This window comes from Enterococcus sp. DIV1337a, assembly GCF_051712285.1.
Classification (GTDB): domain Bacteria; phylum Bacillota; class Bacilli; order Lactobacillales; family Enterococcaceae; genus Enterococcus; species Enterococcus faecalis.
In genome coordinates this window covers 1,898,180-1,919,512 of the sequence record NZ_JBIOOP010000001.1, presented here as the reverse complement: position 1 = coordinate 1,919,512, position 21,333 = coordinate 1,898,180, and the positions used below count along the sequence as shown (strand labels likewise).

The window sequence follows — 21,333 nt, the reverse complement described above, 5'->3', positions numbered from 1 at the left end:
GATTATTAGACAAGCAAAAAGGAGCAGATGGAATGGAAACGTTTAAAGAATATATTGAGAAATTAGATAAATTAGAATTTGAAAAAATGTACGAAAATGACTTTTTCCTAACTTGGGAAAAAACAAGAGATGAATTAGAAGCTGTTTTCACAGTTGCCGATACATTACGCTATTTAAGAGAAAATAATATTTCAACTAAAATCTTTGATAGTGGCTTGGGGATTTCTTTATTCCGTGACAACTCTACAAGAACACGTTTTAGTTTCGCTTCAGCGTGTAATCTTTTGGGCTTAGAAGTTCAAGATTTAGACGAAGGAAAAAGCCAAATTTCTCACGGAGAAACTGTTCGTGAGACAGCAAACATGATTTCTTTTATGGCTGATATCATTGGTATTCGTGATGACATGTACATTGGTAAAGGCAATGCTTACATGCACGAAGTATCAGAATCTGTCCAAGAAGGATATAAAGATGGGGTATTAGAACAACGCCCAACGTTAGTGAATTTACAATGTGATATTGACCATCCGACGCAAGCAATGGCGGATGCATTGCATTTAATTCATGAATTTGGCGGCATTGAAAACCTGAAAGGGAAAAAAGTTGCCATGACTTGGGCGTATTCACCATCTTATGGAAAACCATTATCTGTTCCTCAAGGAATTGTTGGTCTAATGACCCGTTTAGGAATGGATGTCGTCTTAGCACATCCAGAAGGATATGAAATTATGCCAGAAGTAGAAGAAGTTGCGAAGAAAAATGCGGCAGAATTTGGTGGAAACTTTACTAAAACGAATAGTATGGCAGAAGCATTCAAAGATGCGGATGTTGTTTATCCGAAAAGTTGGGCACCTTTTGCGGCAATGGAAAAGAGAACTGAATTATATGGCAATGGTGATCAAGCAGGAATTGATCAATTAGAACAAGAATTACTTTCTCAAAATAAAAAGCATAAAGATTGGGAATGTACAGAAGAATTGATGAAAACAACAAAAGACGGCAAAGCTTTGTATATGCATTGTCTACCAGCTGATATTACTGGCGTAAGTTGTGAAGAAGGCGAAGTGGAAGCTTCTGTTTTCGATCGTTATCGGGTCGAACTTTACAAAGAAGCTAGCTACAAACCGTATGTTATTGCGGCTATGATTTTCTTATGAAAAACGTGGCATTGCGTTAGAAGTGCCTGAGTGGCAAATGGATAAGTGTACGATGTGTAATGAATGTGCCTTTGTTTGTCCGCATGCGGCTATTCGACCATTTTTAGCGGATGAAGAAGAACTGCAAGAAGCACCTGCAGGTTTTGCTATGCGCGAAATGCGTGGCACAGATGGATTGATGTATCGTATCCAAGTTTCTTTAGAAGATTGTACAGGTTGTGGTCTTTGTGTTCAGGCTTGCCCTGTGAAAGACAAGGCGATTTTAATGAAACCTTATGAAACTCAGAAAGAACAAGCGATGAATTGGGCCTTTGCGGTGACTCTTAAACAAAAAGCCAACCCGATCAAAAAACTTTCTGTTAAAGGTTCTCAATTTAATCAGCCATTGATGGAATTTTCAGGTGCTTGTGAAGGTTGTGGTGAAACACCTTATATTAAGTTGTTGACGCAATTATTCGGTGATCGGATGATGATTGCTAACGCAACAGGCTGTTCATCAATTTGGGGTGGTTCGTCACCGGTGACACCTTATACAACGAACGAATGTGGCCAAGGACCAGCTTGGAGTAATTCGCTGTTTGAAGATAATGCGGAATATGGTTATGGTATGTATATTGCCAATCGAACGAAACGTCAACATTTAGCTAGTCTGGTTGAAGAAAGTCTTGCTAAAAATGTCGGATCAGATTCACTTCAAGCCTTGTTAAAAGATTGGTTGGAACACATGACTGAAGGGGAAGGAACACAACAGCGAGCAACCAAATTAGCGGCGGCATTAAGTGAAGAAGCCGATGAAGATCCACTTTTAACAAAAATTTACGAACAAAAAGATTTACTAGTAAAAACAAGTCAATGGATTGTCGGCGGCGATGGTTGGGCCTATGATATCGGGTTTAGCGGCATTGATCATGTTCTGGCTAGTGGGGAAGATGTTAATATTTTTGTTATGGATAACGAAGTATATGCCAATACAGGCGGGCAAACATCTAAAGCTACACCAGCTTCAGCTATTGCCAAATTCTCAGCTGGTGGGAAACATACCTCTAAAAAAGATTTAGGGATGATGGCAATCACTTATGGCAATGTCTATGTTGCACAAGTGGCTTTAGGCGCAAACTCAATGCAAACGATTAAAGCAATTGACGAAGCGGAGCGGTACCCAGGCCCATCAATTATCATCGGTTATACCCCATGTATTAATCACGGGGTCAAAGGCGGAATGGTTCGGACGTTAGATCAAGCCAAAGAAGCCGTTGAATCTGGCTATTGGCCACTTTATCGCTATAATCCAGAGTTAGTTAAGAAAGGCAAAGATCCGATGGTCATTGACTACAAGAAAACAAATTTTGATAAAATGCGTGATTTCCTTGAAAAACAAACACGTTACTCTGCGTTGCATACAATTAAAAAGAATCAAGAAGTAGTCGAACATTTACTTGATAAAACTAAAGAAGATGCAATTGAACGTTCTGAAAGTTATCACAAACTAGTCACACATATGAAAAAATAAAAAAGAGTCTGGGACAAAAATCACTTTGGATTTTTGTCCCAGGCTTAAAACCTGATAAACGGCGGAAACAGAAGCAACTCCTTCGGAAATAAGCCGAAATTCTCCAAAAATTAAAGAACAATTTTCGGAAATTCCTTCTTATTTCTCGGAGTTAAACACTTCTGTCCCGACCTCTTTTTTATCCAATAATAATTTTTTCTGAAGGGTATTCGTAACCTAAGTCACGTGTTTCTTTTGGTACAAAAATCATTAAGGTATAAAGCATACCGATCCGTCCAATAAACATTAATAAAGCAATCATTAATTTACCTATTGTTGTTAAATCATCTGTAATGCCTAAAGAAAGACCGGTTGTTCCAAAGGCAGAAGCGACTTCCACAATGATTGAAATCAAGGGCAGATTTTCAGTGGCTGACAAAAAGACGACAGCGAAAAAGCACATAATCAAAGATAACATGAAAACGACAATCGATTTTTTGACATCATCGTCATCTATTTTACGGCTAAAGACGCTAATATCATCTTCACTTTTTAAAAAGGCTAACAAATACAAGCCAATAATCGCAACAGTCGTTGTTCGAACACCACCACCAACAGAGCTCGGACTACAGCCAATAAACATTAACACAGAAAAAATAATCAACGTTGTAATTTGGAAGTCTCCTAAATCATTAATTTGGAGGCCAGCGTTTCGTGTAGTCATCGAATAAAACATCGAACTTACCCAACGGCCACTTTCATTCATTGTCAAAAATAGGTGATCTTTTTCTAATAAGTAGATCAAAATAGTCCCACCAATAAACAGAACGATAAACGCTAGTAAAGCAATTTTACTAAATAAAGAAAAGCGGAAAGGCAAGCCTCGTTTCTTCTTACGAAAATTCTTTTTCTTAAAATGCAACCATTCATGAATTTCCAGTAAAACGGGAAATCCAATCCCGCCAATAAAAATCAAGAACATAATTGCTAGTAAAAAGAGATAATCATGAGCAAAAGGGATAATTGAATCACCTGAAATATCAAAGCCTGAATTAGTCACTGCAGAAATAGCTTGATAAAATCCATAAAATATTGCATCTCGCCAGTTCGTATAATAACCACTTATATAAAAATAAATCGAAAAGAGCGAACCGAAGATTACTTGGAACCAAATTAAAATCAAAAAAGTGGTTCGGATCAGTCGAACAATTCCGCTCAGTCGTGGTTGATTCATGTCAGTCATAATTAACTGACGTTGCTTTAATGTGATTCGCCGTTTTGATAAAATAAAAAAGACCGTTGAAATCATCATAATCCCTAAGCCACCAACTTGGAAAAGAACCTCCAATAAGACAATCCCACGATCATTAAAAACCGAATTGATATCGACTGTGGTGAGTCCGGTAACACTAACTGTACTGATTGCTAAGAAAAACAAATCAATAAAAGGAACATGCGAGTCAGGTTCTCTGAAAATAGGGAGGCAAAATAATAAATAAGAAATAACCGTCATTAATATGTAATAAGCGACGATGATTTGAATAGATGAAAAATTTTTGCGAATAAATCGATCGCTTTTTCGCTGTGCCAGCCACAGCAAACGTGTATGGTTCACTAGATAACCTCCCAATTCTAATTAAACTAAGTATACCAAAACTTTTCGCCTCAAACGAATAATTCTGCCAGAAAATCCTTGAAATGACAAATAAAAATAAGAAATTCGTTAGAAATAATTGGAAAACATCCACAAACAAGCGTGAACATGATATTTTATGAAAGAATAGAAAAATAGGTTGTTCCCCAAACAACTTATTGCTAATTGGTCAGTTTGTCTAACGATACAACTTTAAAAAGTAGTGGTAGCTTTTTTATTTCGGTTGATATGTGAATGTGTTCACTTTGTGTAACAAACTGTTATTTTTATTCAAATGAAAAATAAGAAATTGTGTTGGTAGAAATCAATAGTTTATAAGGTGGGAAAACAATGAAAAAAGTGTTAATGGGAGTTCTTTCCCTAGGGTTATTATTAGGTGCAGCAACAGGTTGTACAAGCGATCAAGAAAAAGCCGCTGGTAAAACAAAAGCGTCTTCTGAAAAAACAGAAGCAACATCTGGTGCCTCTGCTAATGGTTATACAGATCCAAGTGAACTAAAAGACAGTTATGATGTTGTTATTGTTGGTTCAGGTGGTGCGGGAATGACCGCTGCATTACAAGCCAAAGAAGCTGGCATGAATCCAGTTATTCTAGAAAAAATGCCTGTTGCCGGTGGGAATACGATTAAATCGTCTTCAGGAATGAATGCTTCACAAACAAAATTCCAAGAAAAAGAAGGCATTAAAGATAGTAACGACAAATTCTTTGAAGAAACACTAAAAGGCGGTAAAGGAACCAACGATCAAGAATTACTACGTTATTTTGTTGATCATTCAGCTGAAGCAATTGATTGGTTAGATACAAAAGGAATTACATTGAGCAATTTAACGATTACAGGTGGAATGAGCGAAAAACGCACACACCGACCTGCTGACGGATCAGCAATTGGGGGCTATCTAGTTGACGGTTTAGTACGTAACGTTCGCGAAGAAAAAATTCCATTGTTTGTTGATGCTGACGTCACAGACTTAGTTGAAGAAAACGGTCAAATCGATGGCGTAAAAGTGAAAATGAAAGATGATAAAGAAAAAACAGTTAAAGCAAAAGCAGTCGTTGTCACAACAGGCGGTTTCGGTGCCAACGAAAAATTAATTACACAATACAAACCAGAATTGAAAAACTATGTTACAACGAACCAAGAAGGAACAACAGGTGACGGTATCCAAATGATTCAAAAAGTTGGCGGTGCGTTAGTGGATATGAAAGAAATTCAAATTCACCCAACTGTTCAACAAAGCGATGCTTTCTTAATTGGTGAAGCAGTTCGTGGAGAAGGCGCAATCTTAGCTTCTCAAAAAGGAGAACGTTTTGTTAATGAGTTAGATACACGCGACAAAGTTTCTGCAGCAATCAATGCCTTACCAGAAAAATCAGCTTATTTAGTTTTTGACCAAGGCGTGCGTGACCGTGCGAAAGCCATTGATTTCTATGATCAAAAAGGTTTCGTGGAAAAAGGTGAAACGATTGAAGAATTAGCTGAAAAAATTGACATGCCTGCTGATACATTGAAAGCAACGATTGATACTTGGAACCAAGATGTTAATGCCAAAGATGACAAACAATTTGGCCGGACAACTGGAATGGAAGCTGACCTAAGCACAGCGCCTTACTACGCAATTAAAATTGCACCAGGGATTCACCACACAATGGGTGGCGTGAAAATCAATACGAAAACAGAAGTTTTACGTGAAGATGGCACACCAATTAAAGGTCTATATGCTGCTGGTGAATTAACAGGCGGCTTACATGGCCAAAACCGTATCGGAGGCAATGCCATCGCCGATATTATCATTTATGGTCGTCAAGCAGGTACGCAATCAGCAGAATTTGCCTCTGCTCAAAAATAACTAGCATTAAAAAGTCTGAAATTGTAGTCAAATAATTACAATTTCGGGCTTTTTTATTGCTCACTAGCAGGATCATTGGTTGGAGTATAAACCACCCTGCTAAAATGACTTTGGCGTAGATTCTGTTTTTTTCAGAAAAATGCACGACCATTTTAGCTAAAAATACTGCTTTTTTGCTGAAAATATAGTAAAATACGTAAGGAACTAACGGAAAGGTGTAGTGAACATGGCTCAATTATTTTTCAAGTATGGCGCAATGAACAGTGGTAAAACCATTGAAATCTTAAAAGTAGCACACAATTACGAAGAACAAGACAAACCAGTTGTTTTGATGACCAGTGGACTAGATACACGTGATGGTGTTGGGAAAGTATCCAGTCGCATCGGATTACGCAGAGATGCTATTCCAATTTTTGAAGAAACCAATGTCTTTGACTTGATTAATGATTTGTCTTACAAACCTTTTTGCGTATTAGTCGATGAATGTCAATTTTTAAACAAGCATCATGTCATTGAATTTGCACGAATTGTTGACGAATTAGATATTCCAGTAATGGCGTTTGGTCTAAAGAATGATTTTAGAAATGAATTATTTGAAGGCTCAAAGTATTTACTTTTATATGCAGACAAATTAGAAGAATTAAAAACGATTTGCTGGTTCTGTCACAAAAAAGCAACTATGAACTTGCATTATATTGATGGCAAACCCGTTTATGAAGGGGATCAAGTCCAAATTGGTGGGAATGAGGCCTACTATCCTGTTTGTCGCAAACATTATTTTCATCCAAAAACAGTGAATGAAGAACAGTAAGGAGAGACACTATGTACGATCAATTACAATCTATTGAAGATCGCTATGAGGAATTGGGCGAATTATTAAGTGACCCAGCAGTCATTAGCGATACAAAACGTTTCATGGAATTATCAAAGGAAGAAGCTAATACACGTGAGACGGTTGAGGTTTATCGCCGATATAAACAAGTTGTTGAAGGGATTAGCGATGCCGAAGAACTTTTAAGTGAAAACTTAGATGCGGAAATGGCCGAAATGGCGAAAGAAGAACTTTCTGATTTGAAAAAAGAAAAAGAAGTGTTAGAAGACCGCATTAAAATTTTATTATTACCAAAAGATCCAAACGATGATAAAAATATCATCATGGAAATCCGTGGTGCAGCTGGTGGCGATGAAGCCGCACTTTTTGCTGGTGACTTATTTAATATGTACCAAAAATATGCAGAAGCACAAGGGTGGAAAGCGGAAGTTTTAGAAGCGAATGTTACTGGAATCGGTGGATATAAAGAAGTAATTATGATGATTTCTGGTGATAACGTCTTTTCAAAATTAAAATACGAAAGTGGCGCTCATCGCGTACAACGAGTTCCTTCGACAGAATCACAAGGACGGATTCATACATCGACAGCAACCGTTGTAGTTATGCCGGAAGCGGAAGAAGTCGAAATCGAATTAGCTGATAAAGATATCCGTGTCGATATTTATCATGCAAGTGGTGCTGGTGGACAGCACGTCAATAAAACCGCTTCGGCTGTTCGTTTAACCCATTTACCAACAGGGATTGTGGTCGCAATGCAAGATGAACGTTCACAGCTAAAAAACCGTGAAAAAGCAATGAAAGTTTTGCGTGCGCGTGTGTATGACCAAATTCAACAAGAAGCACAAAGTGAATATGATGCTAACCGTAAATCGGCGGTGGGGACTGGAGATCGTTCAGAACGAATCAGAACGTATAACTTCCCACAAAATCGAGTAACGGATCATCGTATTGGTTTAACCATCCAAAAACTAGACCAGATTCTTGCTGGTAAATTAGACGAAATCATTGATGCATTAGTCTTATATGATCAAACATCGAAATTAGAAGAGATGCAAAATGGCTAAACGTTACTTTGAAGTCCTTAACTGGGCTTCTTCTTTTTTAGAGGCGCAAGGCAAAGAAGGCTATGCTATTCGCTATGTTTTTTTAGAACGTAAAGGTTGGGATAAAACGCAGTGGCTCCTGCACATGCAAGAAGAAATGCCCAAAGAAGAAGAGGAACAATTAAAAACGGATTTAGCCCAATTATTGACAGATTACCCAGCACAATACTTACTGGGACAAGCTGAATTTTATGGACATTCCTTTATTGTTAATGAACATACTTTGATTCCTAGACCAGAAACAGAAGAATTAGTCGAGCGTTGCTTAAAAGCCAATCCAGATACTCCTTTGACGGTCGTGGATGTCGGAACAGGGACAGGGGCCATTGCGATTAGCTTGAAACTGGCACGGCCCAACTGGCGAGTTATTGCCATTGATCTTTCAGAGGAAGCGTTGACTGTCGCTAAACAAAACGCGCAAGCATTAGGTGCTGGCATCGAATTTTATCAGGGGAATGGCTTACAGCCAGTTGCTTCTGAAAAAATTGATCTGCTTATTTCTAATCCGCCCTATATTAGTGAACAAGAATGGCCTTTAATGGATGCAAGCGTCCGAACGTATGAACCTAAAACCGCTTTATTCGCTGAAAATAACGGTTTGGCCTTATACCAACAATTAATTCATGAAAGTCAAACGATGCTTAAAGCAGATGGTAAAATTTATTTTGAAATAGGGTTTCAACAAGGCGCGGCCCTCCAAGCATTATTGAGCGCCGCCTATCCACAAAAAACAATTCAAATTGAAAAAGATTTATCTGGCAACGATCGTCTCGCGATAGCCGAATAACCAAGGCTCTTCGTCGCCACTTTTCTAGAAGGAGCGATTTGCAATGGAAACAAAAAAATTAACCAAACAAGAAATAGCCCAAGCAGCAGCAGCCATTCAAGCAGGCGAGCTAGTGGCTTTTCCAACAGAAACTGTTTATGGCTTAGGTGCCGATGCCTTAAATGAAGCGGCAGTAAAAAAAGTTTACCAAGTAAAAGGCCGTCCCAGTGATAATCCATTGATTGTTCATGTGAACAACGTTGAAATGGTCAAAAAATATGTAGCGACCTTACCAGAAGTCGCTACAAAATTGGTGTCTGCCTTTTGGCCGGGACCATTAACTTTAATATTTAATGTGACTAGCGATACATTTTCTAAAACAGTAACAGGTGGTTTAGAGACAGTCGCTTTTCGTATGCCAGATAACCAAGCGACCTTAGCCTTGATTGAACAAGCCAATGTTCCATTGGTCGGACCAAGTGCGAACACTTCTGGCAAGCCTAGTCCAACATCTGCAGAGCATGTTTATCATGATTTGCAGGGGAAAATTGCTGCTATATTAGATGATGGCCCAACACAGATTGGGGTGGAATCAACGGTCTTAGATTTAACGGCGGAAGATGGTGTGCCAGTTATTTTACGACCAGGAGCAATTACCAAAGAGCAGTTGGAAAGCATTATTCCCCAAGTGAAAATCGATACACATTTGATTAGTGAAACTGCAGCACCCAAAGCGCCAGGGATGAAATACAAACACTATTCTCCTGATGCGGAAGTTTGGATTATAAGCGGTCAAACAGCAGACTGGCAAGCGGCGATTCGACAAGCAAAAGAACAAAAGCAAAAAATCGGCTTATTTTTAAGTGATGAGCAGGCAGCACAACTAGATACAGAAAATGTATTTGTTTATTCTTATGGCACAGAAACGGTTGAAAACGCCACAAAAGAACTATTTGCAGGGTTAAGAGCGTTAGATGAGCAAGGAGCTACCACAATTTTTGCACAAGGATTTGCAGAAACTGGTTTAGGCACTGCTTACATGAATCGCTTGAAAAAATCAGCTAATCAAAAATTTTTTGAAAAATAAGAGGTATTTGTAACGAAGCTGACACAGAAGTATGATACAATCAGACAAAAGAAAACAAAATGGAGTGTTGTTTGAATGGATTACAAAACGTATGACCCAGATTTATGGAATGCAATTGCAAGAGAAGAAGAGCGCCAAGAAAATAACTTGGAACTAATCGCATCTGAGAATGTCGTGTCAAAAGCGGTTATGGCTGCCCAAGGAAGTATTTTAACGAATAAATACGCAGAAGGTTACCCTGGCAAACGGTACTATGGTGGTTGTGAATTTATCGATATCGTAGAAAATTTAGCTATTGATCGTGCCAAAGAATTATTTGGCGCAAAATTCGCGAATGTACAAGCCCATTCAGGTTCTCAAGCCAACACAGCGGCATACCTTTCATTGGTTGAACCAGGTGATACCATTTTGGGGATGGATTTATCAGCTGGTGGTCACTTAACACATGGTTCGCCCGTTAACTTTAGTGGAAAAACCTATAATTTTGTCAGTTATGGAGTGGATCCTTCAACAGAAGTAATCGATTACGATGTCGTGCGAATTTTAGCAAGAGAACATCGTCCAAAACTAATTGTTGCTGGCGCAAGTGCGTATTCACGGACGATTGACTTCAAACGTTTCCGTGAAATCGCTGATGAAGTAGATGCCAAGTTAATGGTTGATATGGCGCATATTGCAGGCTTGGTAGCTTCAGGGTTGCATCCAAACCCAGTTCCGTATGCTGATATCGTAACAAGTACGACCCATAAAACATTGCGTGGTCCTCGTGGCGGTTTAATTTTGACAAATAGCGAAGAATTGGCGAAAAAAGTAAATAGTAGTATTTTCCCAGGTATTCAAGGTGGTCCATTGGAACATGTGATTGCTGGAAAAGCCGCAGCTTTTAAAGAAGCATTGGATCCAAGTTTTGCTGAATATAGTCAGCAAGTGATTGCAAATGCGCAAGCGATGACGAAAGTTTTCAATCAAGCCCCAGAAGCTCGTTTAATTAGTGGGGCAACAGACAACCACTTATTACTGATTGAAGTGACAGGTTTTGGTTTAAATGGAAAAGAAGCAGAAGCTATTTTAGATAGTGTAAATATTACTGTCAATAAAAATTCAATTCCGTTTGAACAATTAAGTCCCTTTAAAACAAGTGGTATCCGTATTGGAACGCCTGCGATTACTTCACGTGGTTTTAAAGAAGAAGATGCGGTAGAAGTTGCCAAATTAATCGTTCAAGTCTTAAAAGATCCAGAAAATACAGCAGTTCATGATGAAGTCAAAGCAGCTGTAGCAGCGCTAACAAAAAAATATCCATTATATAACTAACATCAGAGATAGCTGAAGCGCGATTCTCTGAACAAATAAGAGTCGGAGCTTAGGATTTAAGGAATTCAACTTGTGTCCTAGGCTCTTTTGTTTTACAATAAGAAAGAATAAAATAATGAAGGAGAATAGATATGGGAAAATTTCAAGTAATTGATCATCCGCTAATTCAACACAAACTAACAATGATTCGCGAAAAGAACTGTGGGACAAAGGTTTTCCGCGAAGTTGTCAACGAAATTGCTATGTTAATGGCTTATGAAGTATCACGGGATATGCCTTTAGAGGATGTTGTCATCGAAACACCGATGGGTAAATCAACACAAAAAACACTTTCAGGAAAAAAAGTAGCAATCATTCCTATTTTACGTGCCGGCATTGGCATGGTTGATGGGATTCTAGAATTAATTCCAGCAGCGAAAGTTGGACACGTTGGACTTTACCGTGATGAAGAAACATTGCAACCACATGAATACTTTGTGAAATTACCTGAAGATATTGCAAGTCGTCAATTATTTGTTGTTGACCCAATGCTAGCAACAGGTGGTTCCGCAATTATGGCCATCGATTCATTAAAAGAACGTGGTGCTAGCAACATTAAATTTGTATGTCTAGTGGCCGTTCCAGAAGGTGTGAAAGCTTTACAAGAAGCGCACCCAGATGTAGATATTTATACAGCAGCTTTAGATGAGCGCTTAAACGAAGACGGCTATATCGTTCCTGGTTTAGGGGATGCTGGTGACCGTTTATTCGGAACAAAATAATAACAAAAAACCGTTAGATAACCGATTATGGTTACTAACGGTTTTCTTTTGCTTAAAGAACTTTTCTAGGTGTATAATAAAAAAACAAAGGAGGAGCTATGAAAAAGAATAAAAAAGTCTTACACGCTATCGCTGTGATTGCTAGTGTGATGTCAGTTTTGATGTATGTTTCATATATTCCACAAATTTATGGAAATTTACATGGGGAAAAAGGCAATCCGACGCAACCATTAGTGGCAATGATTAATTGTATTTTTTGGACGATTCATGGGTTATATGGAGACGATGGAGAAACACGAGATAAGTCCATTATTTTTGCTAATGTGCCCGGAATTATTTTTGGTTTTTTCGCTTTTATTACAGCATTATAGTTTCCGACGAATTGGAAAGTATTCCAATTCTGTACATAAAAAAGAGCGGGGGAAATTTCCCACGCTTGAAGAATTAAATCTTTTTCAATTGTTTGTAATTAATAACAATCACACCATTGCTGTGCACCATTAAGTGATTGTTTTTTTGCGTTTCGTCAATTTCGACGACAGCGGCATTTTTTAATTGTTTCGTAACAACGCCTGTTTGTGGCTGTCCGTGAACAAGAAAAGTAACATGGGTGTCAACGGCGAAATCCTTACCAGCATCCGATGGAACAACAGGAGTAACCATACCATTAAAATTTGACATACAAAAAACCATCCTTTCTTGATATCTCTATTATACCACATTTTCAGAAAAAAGTTTGTAAAGTCGCTATTTGGCTTATTTTAAAGAGATTTTGCATAAATAAATAACAAACAGACTTTACAAATAAAGTAGAAAGTCCTATAATAGATTTGTTTCAGGCCAGCTTAGCTCAGTTGGTAGAGCAACGCACTCGTAACGCGTAGGTCACAGGTTCGATCCCTGCAGCTGGCATCTAAAAAACAGACAGGCACTACCAGATGGTAGTGCCTGTCTGTTTTTTTAGATAAAATATTGGATTAGTGCAAATGAAGCAATACCTACAATTACAATAATCAATAAGTTTTTAGTAAGTATTGCGGCTAAAATGGTAGGGAATGAAGCAAATAAATAAGGAAGATTGAGGCTTGGTAAATGCCCCATTCTTTGTTCAAATAAGCTACTAAACCATAAGGCGGACATAATCACAATGGGAACAAAACTTAGATATTCTAATAATTTCTGTGGCAGGCTGACTTTTTTTAAAAGTAAAAATGGCAGTATTCTTGAAAGCCAAGTTGCAGCGGTACAGCCTAAAATTGTTAAAAAGAGATACTCAGAAGAAGGCATGTTTTATCATCACTCCTATTCCACAACCGATTAACGTGACAACTAAGACAATTAAATTACTGGGAATAAAAATTAGACCAATAGACATCAACCCAAAAGTAATCAGGACCATGATGAGTTGTAAAGCGATTTTCATGGAACGATCACTAATTATTTGCAGATAGAGTAAACCAATGAACATAGCCACGACCGCAAACTCAAGACCTAGTGCTTGAGGATTTGCAATAAAGCGCCCTAGATAGGCACCGATGATCGTCGAAAAGACCCAAGTTGCATAGGAAATCAAATTGGCAGCATTAAACCACTCAAAACTTAAAAGTCCTTTGGTGTGGTTTAATTTGTTCATTCCTAGTGCAAAACTTTCATCCGTCAGTAAGGTTCCCAACCAGAGATTTTTACCGAGAGATTCGGCTTTAAAGTAAGGTGCAATGGTCATTCCCATAAGAATCATACGCGCATTTACTAAGAAAGTCGCTAACACAATAGATAAGATAGGGCTGCCGCCAGTCAACATACTAACTGTTACAAACTGAGCAGATCCTGCAAAAATAAAAAACGACATCGCACTAACCATAAGAGGGGAAAAACCTGCTGCTTGTCCGACGATACCAAAAGCAATGCCAATACCAATATAGCCAAAAACCGTTGGCAAGGCTTCATGAATGCCAGTGCGTGCATCTAATTGGTGGTTCATTCTCTTTTTTTCCTTCTTTCTGTATAAAAATTAAACACGTGTGTATGAAAATCTAGACCTTCGATAATAAGACACAACGAGCGAATGAGCGTTTTCATGATTAACCACTCCTTTTGAACAACTAAGATATATATTGTATAATACAATAAAGAATACTTTTGTTCAATATATTAAACTTTTAGATGATAAAAAGAAACAGAAGGAGCAACTATTTTGGAGATTAATACAATTATTGGCAATAATTTAAAAAAAATTAGACAAGAAAAAAAACTTACGTTAGATGAACTAGCTGGGATAACCGGAGTGAGTAAAGGGATGCTTTCGCAGATTGAAAAAGGAACCACCAACCCTACCATAAATACAATTTGGAAAATAAGTAATGGTCTCAATGTTCCATATACGTATTTATTAGAAGATGATTATGTTAAAGAAAATCCCGTGGTTAAAAAAACTGAGACGGTAACACAACATTCTGAAGATCACTCCTATCGAGTCTTTAATTACTACTCAGACAACCAAGAAAGAAACTTTGAACTCTTTCAGTTTGAATTAGATCCAGGGAAAAAGTATCAAGCTGTTGGGCATTCAAAACGTTCGACAGAATATGTCATGGTTATTCAAGGAACATTAGCTATTGAAGTGGGCGGTCAGAGATACCTTCTTCCAAAAGACGCCGCTATGTATTTTGATGCTAATCAAGTACACACGTATATAAATGACGGAACAGAGAAAGTCCAAGCAGTCGTCATTAACTATTATACGTAACAGTGGGAAATAGACATTAGGAAATTGCTACATCTGTTATTTTATGGACAAAAAAAGTAAACAATGCTACCCTAAAAATAATAGAAAATGAAAGATAAAAGAAGAGGTCAAAATGAATAAAAAAATTGAAAGTCTTGGTAATACAGCATTAAGTTTACTAAGTAATACGATTATTGTTGTGCCTTATTTACTTTACATTCAATTGAGTGATGGACACAACCTTTTAACAATTTTACCATTTGTCTTATTTTATACATTGCGTATGACAGGCATTTTTCTAGTTCGAGGAATTAATTTGTCTTTAACTAGTCTAGGTCTACTAAAGATTTCTCTATTGTTAGGCTTGGCAGGCTCCTTAATTGGGATTGCCGGCGCTTATTCTTTCCCGCTTTATAGTATTTCAGGAATGTTGTTAGGACTTAGTGGGGCGTTGTTGCCACCAAGTAATCAATCAATTCGCTTTTTCTTAAAAGAAGAAGGTCAAAAAATCAGTCATAGCAATCTTTTAACGACAGTCTTATTGACCGCTGTTTTATTTGGCGCTTTATTTTTTAAAGCGACTGAGATTGGACTGGCGTTATTGGTGTACGCGCTCTATTTTCTGGTTGCTTTAGTAGCAATCAAGAGCTATCCTGTTTCATTAAACGAGCTAGAAGAAGAATCAGCAGAAGTTTCACGAAAAGAATTAATTCTGTTTGTTATCTTTTTTGTGTTATTACTTTTATTAAGAAGTGGTCGCTTATTAACGAATGCGGTGGAATTTGATTATGCGATTGTTGGTGCCTGCTGTTTCTTTGTGGTGGCTGTCCTTTTCGTGAGTCATTATGGCAAACGCGGCGCGTATAAAGTATCGTTAGAAATGAATCTTGCGACCTTGATTAACGGGATTGTCGGGAACTATTTATTTTTATTTGGTTCCATTTATGTTGCAGGGGTTTACGGCAGAGCTCACATGGGCATCTATCTCTATTTACCTTATGTTTTAGGGATGATTTTTGCAATGATTGTAGCTAGTAAAACGAAACAATGGTCAAACAACATACCGATGGTTGGTCTGGCGGGAAGTTTGGGAATATTACTTCTTACTTCGTGGACTATTTTAGGCCTGTTTCTCTTGAGTTTTTTCAAAAGCACATTGAACAGCTTTTTAGCTAGGCGATATTATCAAGAGACAGATTTGCCTAAAGATAGCCGCATCCTTATCAAATATACAACACAAACAAAAGGGAGTTTATTCCATCAATTTATTTTGATGGCGCTTATGTTAGTCACTGTAGTAGGCAAAGGTGGCACGACACAATTTTTATTAGAATTGACTGGCGACAAAGGCATTTCAATGCAAACAAGTCAATTTTTAACTTTCATTAAAAATAGTAACTCGCTCTTAGTGTTATTGTTTATTGCAGTTTATTTCGTGGTCGTTTTTCGTCAAAAGAAACGATAATTTACAAATATTCATAAAAAAATACTTGGAAAAACAGTGATTGTGGCTGATTTTCCAAGTATTTTTTTATGAAAAGATGTTTTTTTTTTTTCGAAGATTCAAAAAAAATTAATCAATTGTTTCATTTTTAACAAGCTATTATTAGGTTATATGAATTTTATTGAAAGGGGATTAGTATGAAGAAAAAAACTTTTTCTTTTGTGATGTTAAGTATACTTCTCGCACAAAATTTCGGGTTTGCCGTAAATGCCTATGCTGTAACAACGACAGAAGTACAAACAGAGACCACTGATACAGCAGAAAAAGAGACAGAATTACCGAATACAACACCAGCTTTACCTTTAGCACCAACGACTACTTCAGAAATGAATCAACCAACTGCAACAACTGAATCGCAAACCACAGAGGCGAACACAACAGCTGCCAGTGATGCTGTTAAACCAGCTGAACAACAAACAACGGAGGACACCTCACTTAATGAAAAAGCCCTACCGGATGTTCAAGCGTCAATTACAGATGAACTACTTGACAGTATGAGTCTTGCGCCGATCGGTGGAACAGAATACAGCCAAACAGAGGTTCACCGCGAATTAAATACAACACCGGTAACCGCCACGTTCCAATTTGCTGTTGGCAACACAGGTTATGCACCTGGATCAGTTTATACAGTTCAATTACCAGAACATTTAGGTTATTCAACTGTCAGCGGAGAAGTGACGGGCATTGGCGCAACTTGGGCAGTCGATGCAACGACCAAAACATTAAGTATTACGTTTAATCAGCGAGTTTCGGATACCTCCTTTAAAGTAGAATTAAAAAGTTATCTAACAACGGAAGCGGAACCATTAATCAAAATTGAAACTCCAGGAAAAAATAAAAAAACCTACTCGTTTGATTTATATGAACAAGTGGAACCAATTCAATATAAAGAACGAACCAGAACGACGGGGTTAGATGGCGAAATTTTTTATAATTTAGACCGGACGTTAACTGGCAGTCAAACATTAGAATTGTTAACAACAGAGACGCCAGGCGCTGTCTTTGGAAAACAAGATAACTTGGAACCTCAAGTTTTCAGTTACGATGTTGACATTAATGGTCAGATTTTACCAGAAACGCAAGCCCTGTTAACAGCTGGCAAAGATTATACATTAAGTGATAATTCACTCGGGCGGATTGCTGTAACTGTTCCAAACATGAATCAACAAAAAGCCTATTCCTTATCGATTAATCGGACAATTTATTTAGAGAGTGCTTCGGACTATATCTATTCATTTTATCAGCAATATCCAACAACCAAATTAGGTTCTCTTTATTTGAAAAATACGACAGGAACTAAACAAACAACCGATTTTACTGCTAAGACGAGTCAAACAAGCAAAGTAGTTGCTGATCGTGAAATGCGTAGTATGTCCTATATCAGTTTTCAAAGCAAAGGGAAATATTATGTAACGATTTATGATACGGTGACAGAAACAAAAGCAGGTCAACAAATCGTATTAGAGAGTACAAACGGTCAAGAAATTAAGAATCCTCAATTTATGGCGTATGGTCCTTTATATGAAAATGTAAAATTGGAAGACTATTTTGATATTAAAACTGAAGGTGGCAAGCTCATCTTAACGGCCACAAAAGATAGCTATTTAAGAATAAATATTTCTGATTTAACAATGGATTTTGATAAGAAAGATATTAATCTATCATTAAGTACACCTGTAATTGGTCCCAATAAAGCCATTCAACTACTATCAGATCAATATGTGGAGCCAATCGCTATGTTAAATCCTACGCGTGCGGAAGCTACATGGGGAAATTATGATCGGAACGGTGCTTATATGAGCGATACCGAAATTGCTGTAGCAGGTAGTAAGGCCAGCCCCATTGAAAATTTAGAGATTAAAATAAAGCATCCACAATATTTATCTGTTAGAGCCACAAAAGATATTTATTTTTCATATTATATTTTAGGGAAAGATTATACAGTCACGCCAACCTCAGATGGTTCGATTATTAAGTTCACTACGCCGATTACAAATGAACTTGAAATTCCAATTGGATTTAATTATGTGCCAGATAGTTTACCAAAAGATAAAAGTATTCCTTTTGATAAAATTCCTGTGACAATGAGTGCTGATGGCATTCCCTCTATCGAAACAGAAGTAACTACTAATCGACGCAGTGGTTCTGAACGAACACTTCAAAGTAGTAAAAATCAATTCCTTGTCAATGCACGAAATGATTCTTTTGACTCACTAAGCGTTCGTACAAAAATTCCAGCTGGCGCCGATGTTCTTTTTGACATTTATGATGTTTCAAACGATCAGGTAGATTCAATTTATCCACAATACTGGGACCGCGGTCAATATTTTGATAAACCAATGACGCCAAACAGTCCTGGATACCCAACGATTACTTTTGACGAAAATACCAATAGCTACACGTTTAATTTTGGAAAAACTAACAAACGTTACATTATTGAGTATAAAAACGCCAATGGCTGGATTGACGTACCGACTCTTTCTATAACAGGGACAGCTAAAGAACCACAATCGAATAATAATGAAGGCTCTACTTCGGTTTCTGTTCAAAATGAAGTGTTAGACATTTTGAGTGCAACACAAGCGGCGAATCCAACATTAAAAAATGTAACAAAAACGACCGTAACAACAAAAAATATTGATAATAAAACACATCGTGTGAAAAATCCAACGATTGAATTAACACCAAAAGGCACAACCAACGCTCAAATCGATTTGAATTCTATTACCGTGAAAGGCGTGTCAGAAGATGCTTATTCATTAGAAAAGACTACAAACGGTGCGAAAGTTATTTTTAAAGACTATACATTAACAGAAAACATTACGATTGAATACAATACTGTTTCTGCAAACGCTGGCCAAATCTATACAGAAACAACAATCGACTCTGAAACATTGGACCAGATGTCTGCTAACAAGAAAAAAGTCACTACTGCACCAATCATATTGAAATTCTCAGAAGGCGATGCGGAAGGTATTGTTTATTTAGCAACTGCTACATTCTATACGTATAACGTAGAGGATGAAAACCAAGCAATTGCCAAGGTTTCTTTTGAACTAATTGATAATGTCACGCATACAGCAACCGAATTTACAACAAACGAAAAAGGTCAATATTCCTTTGATGCCATCATGACAGGTGATTATACTTTGCGAGTAACGAATGTACCACGGGAATATTCCGTGGATGAAGAGTATTTGACAGGCAAAGCCATTAAGCTGGTCAAAGGAGACAATCAACTAAAAATTCCATTAACTAAAACAATTGATCACAGTCGTTTACAAGTCAAAGATACAACGATTTATGTTGGTGATAAATGGAAACCTGAAGACAATTTCGTTTCAGCAACAGACAAAACAGGTCAAGATGTCCCCTTCGCAAAAATCACTGTTTCAGGTCAAGTTGATAACACCAAAGCAGGTGTTTACCCAATCGTATACAGTTACGAAGGTAAAGAAGAAACAGCTCATGTGACCGTCAAACCCGACCAATCTAAGTTAGAGGTCAAAGATACAACGATTTATGTTGGTGATAAATGGAAACCTGAAGACAATTTCGTTTCAGCAACAGACAAAACAGGTCAAGACATTCCTTTTGAAAAAATTGACGTTCAAGGAACAGTGAATGTCTATAAAACAGGCGATTATGAAATTGTCTATAAAACTGGCACCAAAGAAGCGAAAGCAATCGTTCATGTCCGTGGTGACAGTCGTTTAGAAGTCAAAGATACAACGATTTATGTCGGCGATGAATGGAAACCTGAAGACAATTTCGTCTCAGCGACAGATAAAACAGGCCAAGATGTCCCATTCGCAAAAATCACTGTTTCAGGTCAAGTTGATAACACCAAAGCAGGCGTTTACCCAATCGTATACAGTTACGAAGGTAAAGAAGAAACAGCTCATGTGACCGTCAAACCCGACCAATCTAAGTTAGAAGTCAAAGATACAACGATTTATGTTGGTGATAAATGGGAACCTGAAGACAATTTCGTCTCAGCGACAGACAAAACAGGCCAAGAAATTTCTTTTGAAAAAATTGACGTTCAAGGAACAGTGAATGTCGATAAAACAGGCGATTATGAAATTGTCTATAAAACTGGCACAAAAGAAGCGAAAGCAATCGTTCATGTCCGTGATGACAGTCAGTTAGAGGTCAAAGATACAACAATTTATGTGGGTGATAAATGGGAACCAGAAGACAATTTCGTCTCAGCGACAGACAAAACAGGTCAAGACATTCCTTTTGAAAAAATTGACGTTCAAGGAAAAGTAAATGTCGATAAAACAGGCGATTATGAAATAGTCTATAAAACTGGCACAAAAGAAGCGAAAGCAATCGTTCATGTCCGTGATGACAGTCGTTTAGAAGTCAAAGATTCAACGATTTATGTCGGCGATGAATGGAAACCTGAAGACAATTTCGTCTCAGCAACAGACAAAATAGGCCAAGATGTCCCATTCGCAAAAATCACTGTTTCAGGTCAAGTTGATAACACCAAAGCAGGCGTTTATCCAATCATTTACAGTTATGAAGGTAAAGAAGCAACAGCCCATGTGACCGTCAAGCCCGACCAATCTAAGTTAGAGGTCAAAGATACAACGATTTATGTTGGTGATTCTTGGAAACCAGAAGATAATTTCGTTTCAGCAACAGATCGTGACGGTCATGCTATATTCTTTGATAAGGTTCAAGTAAAAGGGGAAGTTGATACAAAGAAAACAGGAGAGTACCAGATTTCCTATACCACTGAGCCAGTTAATGAAACAAAACCAGCGGTGCAGTCACAATTTTTCTCAATGTTTTCAAAAGAAACACCCCGTCAATTGACGACAGTAGCGACTGTTCATGTGATTGATCGTAAGCCTACACCGCTACCAGATAAAAATGAGAACAATCAGACTAGTTCATCAACGAATCAAACCACGATAAAAAGTAGTCAATACGTCACACACATTGTGAAACCAGACAAGCAGGGACGTTATCCAAAAACGGGAGAACAAATTAATGGTCTATATCGTGTGCTAGGACTTGTTGTGTTACTTATCGTGATTATTAGTGGTATAGTCATCAAGAAGAAACGAAGATAATTA

At 37.7% G+C, this 21,333-nt stretch carries 15 protein-coding genes, 1 tRNA gene and 2 pseudogenes; 14 read left to right on the top strand and 4 right to left on the bottom strand.

The features are described 5' to 3' along the window. Positions 1–32: 32 nt before the first annotated feature. Together ygeW and IGL49_RS09075 are read left to right on the top strand one after the other, a co-directional pair. Positions 33–1,154, top strand: a pseudogene (gene ygeW, locus IGL49_RS09080) (knotted carbamoyltransferase YgeW); the annotation flags it as partial. Then, positions 1,150–2,667: pseudogene (locus tag IGL49_RS09075) on the top strand (4Fe-4S binding protein); the annotation flags it as partial. The pseudogenes ygeW and IGL49_RS09075, both read left to right, overlap by 5 nt. Before the next feature lie 178 nt (positions 2,668–2,845). Here IGL49_RS09075 and IGL49_RS09070 read toward each other — a convergent pair. After that, the gene (locus tag IGL49_RS09070) at positions 2,846–4,261 is read right to left on the bottom strand and encodes a TrkH family potassium uptake protein (RefSeq protein WP_104855346.1); all 1,416 of its coding nucleotides are present in this window, start codon (positions 4,259–4,261) and stop codon (positions 2,846–2,848) included. Positions 4,262–4,630: 369 nt separating this feature from the next. On the opposite strand from IGL49_RS09070, the gene IGL49_RS09065 reads away from it, so the two are divergent. The 8 genes from IGL49_RS09065 (at position 4,631) to IGL49_RS09030 (ending at position 12,382) form a co-directional block, all read left to right on the top strand. Beyond that, positions 4,631–6,148 (top strand): flavocytochrome c, encoded by a 1,518-nt coding sequence (locus tag IGL49_RS09065; protein WP_033917852.1) that lies wholly within the window; start codon positions 4,631–4,633, stop codon positions 6,146–6,148. A gap of 226 nt (positions 6,149–6,374) precedes the next feature. Next, positions 6,375–6,959 carry a thymidine kinase gene (locus tag IGL49_RS09060; protein ID WP_002356618.1) on the top strand — a complete coding sequence of 195 codons (585 nt, stop codon included), beginning with the start codon at positions 6,375–6,377 and terminating at the stop codon, positions 6,957–6,959. An 11-nt stretch (positions 6,960–6,970) separates the two neighbouring features. After that, positions 6,971–8,044 carry a peptide chain release factor 1 gene (gene prfA, locus IGL49_RS09055; RefSeq protein ID WP_002356619.1) on the top strand — a complete coding sequence of 358 codons (1,074 nt, stop codon included), beginning with the start codon at positions 6,971–6,973 and terminating at the stop codon, positions 8,042–8,044. Beyond that, the gene (gene prmC / locus IGL49_RS09050; RefSeq protein WP_104855347.1) at positions 8,037–8,870 is read left to right on the top strand and encodes a peptide chain release factor N(5)-glutamine methyltransferase; all 834 of its coding nucleotides are present in this window, start codon (positions 8,037–8,039) and stop codon (positions 8,868–8,870) included. The genes prfA and prmC overlap by 8 nt, the downstream gene beginning before the upstream one ends. Before the next feature lie 43 nt (positions 8,871–8,913). Next, positions 8,914–9,936 carry an L-threonylcarbamoyladenylate synthase gene (locus IGL49_RS09045; RefSeq protein ID WP_104855348.1) on the top strand — a complete coding sequence of 341 codons (1,023 nt, stop codon included), beginning with the start codon at positions 8,914–8,916 and terminating at the stop codon, positions 9,934–9,936. A 75-nt stretch (positions 9,937–10,011) separates the two neighbouring features. Beyond that, the gene (gene glyA / locus IGL49_RS09040; protein WP_002356623.1) at positions 10,012–11,250 is read left to right on the top strand and encodes a serine hydroxymethyltransferase; all 1,239 of its coding nucleotides are present in this window, start codon (positions 10,012–10,014) and stop codon (positions 11,248–11,250) included. A 131-nt stretch (positions 11,251–11,381) separates the two neighbouring features. Further along, the gene (gene upp / locus IGL49_RS09035) at positions 11,382–12,011 is read left to right on the top strand and encodes a uracil phosphoribosyltransferase (RefSeq protein WP_002356624.1); all 630 of its coding nucleotides are present in this window, start codon (positions 11,382–11,384) and stop codon (positions 12,009–12,011) included. Positions 12,012–12,109: 98 nt separating this feature from the next. Continuing rightward, a complete protein-coding gene (locus IGL49_RS09030) occupies positions 12,110–12,382 on the top strand; it encodes a membrane protein (RefSeq protein ID WP_002356625.1) in 273 nt (90 codons plus the stop codon). Between the two features lie 73 nt (positions 12,383–12,455). Here IGL49_RS09030 and IGL49_RS09025 read toward each other — a convergent pair whose 3' ends face one another. Beyond that, positions 12,456–12,692: a hypothetical protein gene (locus IGL49_RS09025; protein WP_002381528.1), complete on the bottom strand. Its 237-nt coding sequence runs from the start codon at positions 12,690–12,692 to the stop codon at positions 12,456–12,458. 158 nt (positions 12,693–12,850) lie between these two features. Here IGL49_RS09025 and IGL49_RS09020 point away from each other — a divergent pair. Beyond that, positions 12,851–12,923: transfer RNA gene (locus tag IGL49_RS09020), tRNA-Thr, on the top strand. A gap of 48 nt (positions 12,924–12,971) precedes the next feature. Here the strand turns inward: IGL49_RS09020 and IGL49_RS09015 are convergent. Both IGL49_RS09015 and IGL49_RS09010 read right to left on the bottom strand, forming a co-directional pair. Then, the gene (locus tag IGL49_RS09015; RefSeq protein ID WP_104855085.1) at positions 12,972–13,298 is read right to left on the bottom strand and encodes an AzlD domain-containing protein; all 327 of its coding nucleotides are present in this window, start codon (positions 13,296–13,298) and stop codon (positions 12,972–12,974) included. Further along, complete coding sequence (locus IGL49_RS09010; RefSeq protein ID WP_104855086.1) at positions 13,285–13,992, bottom strand: AzlC family ABC transporter permease; 708 nt, start codon at positions 13,990–13,992, stop codon at positions 13,285–13,287. The genes IGL49_RS09015 and IGL49_RS09010 overlap by 14 nt, the downstream gene beginning before the upstream one ends. A 213-nt stretch (positions 13,993–14,205) precedes the next feature. Here IGL49_RS09010 and IGL49_RS09005 point away from each other — a divergent pair, with 213 nt between their 5' ends. The 3 genes from IGL49_RS09005 (at position 14,206) to IGL49_RS08995 (ending at position 21,330) form a co-directional block, all read left to right on the top strand. After that, positions 14,206–14,757 carry a helix-turn-helix domain-containing protein gene (locus IGL49_RS09005; RefSeq protein ID WP_002376638.1) on the top strand — a complete coding sequence of 184 codons (552 nt, stop codon included), beginning with the start codon at positions 14,206–14,208 and terminating at the stop codon, positions 14,755–14,757. Between the two features lie 112 nt (positions 14,758–14,869). Then, complete coding sequence (locus IGL49_RS09000; RefSeq protein ID WP_104855087.1) at positions 14,870–16,201, top strand: hypothetical protein; 1,332 nt, start codon at positions 14,870–14,872, stop codon at positions 16,199–16,201. A 176-nt stretch (positions 16,202–16,377) separates the two neighbouring features. Beyond that, positions 16,378–21,330 carry a bacterial Ig-like domain-containing protein gene (locus IGL49_RS08995; protein WP_104855088.1) on the top strand — a complete coding sequence of 1,651 codons (4,953 nt, stop codon included), beginning with the start codon at positions 16,378–16,380 and terminating at the stop codon, positions 21,328–21,330. Positions 21,331–21,333 lie beyond the last annotated feature (3 nt).

Coding starts and splice junctions, on each gene's coding strand:
- IGL49_RS09025 (WP_002381528.1), bottom strand. CDS start 12,692: ATGTCAAATTTTAATGGTATGGTTACTCCTGTTGTTCCATCGGATGCT.
- upp (WP_002356624.1), top strand. CDS start 11,382: ATGGGAAAATTTCAAGTAATTGATCATCCGCTAATTCAACACAAACTA.
- prmC (WP_104855347.1), top strand. CDS start 8,037: ATGGCTAAACGTTACTTTGAAGTCCTTAACTGGGCTTCTTCTTTTTTA.
- IGL49_RS09060 (WP_002356618.1), top strand. CDS start 6,375: ATGGCTCAATTATTTTTCAAGTATGGCGCAATGAACAGTGGTAAAACC.
- IGL49_RS09065 (WP_033917852.1), top strand. CDS start 4,631: ATGAAAAAAGTGTTAATGGGAGTTCTTTCCCTAGGGTTATTATTAGGT.
- IGL49_RS09000 (WP_104855087.1), top strand. CDS start 14,870: ATGAATAAAAAAATTGAAAGTCTTGGTAATACAGCATTAAGTTTACTA.
- IGL49_RS09030 (WP_002356625.1), top strand. CDS start 12,110: ATGAAAAAGAATAAAAAAGTCTTACACGCTATCGCTGTGATTGCTAGT.
- IGL49_RS09010 (WP_104855086.1), bottom strand. CDS start 13,992: ATGAACCACCAATTAGATGCACGCACTGGCATTCATGAAGCCTTGCCA.
- IGL49_RS08995 (WP_104855088.1), top strand. CDS start 16,378: ATGAAGAAAAAAACTTTTTCTTTTGTGATGTTAAGTATACTTCTCGCA.
- glyA (WP_002356623.1), top strand. CDS start 10,012: ATGGATTACAAAACGTATGACCCAGATTTATGGAATGCAATTGCAAGA.
- IGL49_RS09045 (WP_104855348.1), top strand. CDS start 8,914: ATGGAAACAAAAAAATTAACCAAACAAGAAATAGCCCAAGCAGCAGCA.
- IGL49_RS09015 (WP_104855085.1), bottom strand. CDS start 13,298: ATGCCTTCTTCTGAGTATCTCTTTTTAACAATTTTAGGCTGTACCGCT.
- prfA (WP_002356619.1), top strand. CDS start 6,971: ATGTACGATCAATTACAATCTATTGAAGATCGCTATGAGGAATTGGGC.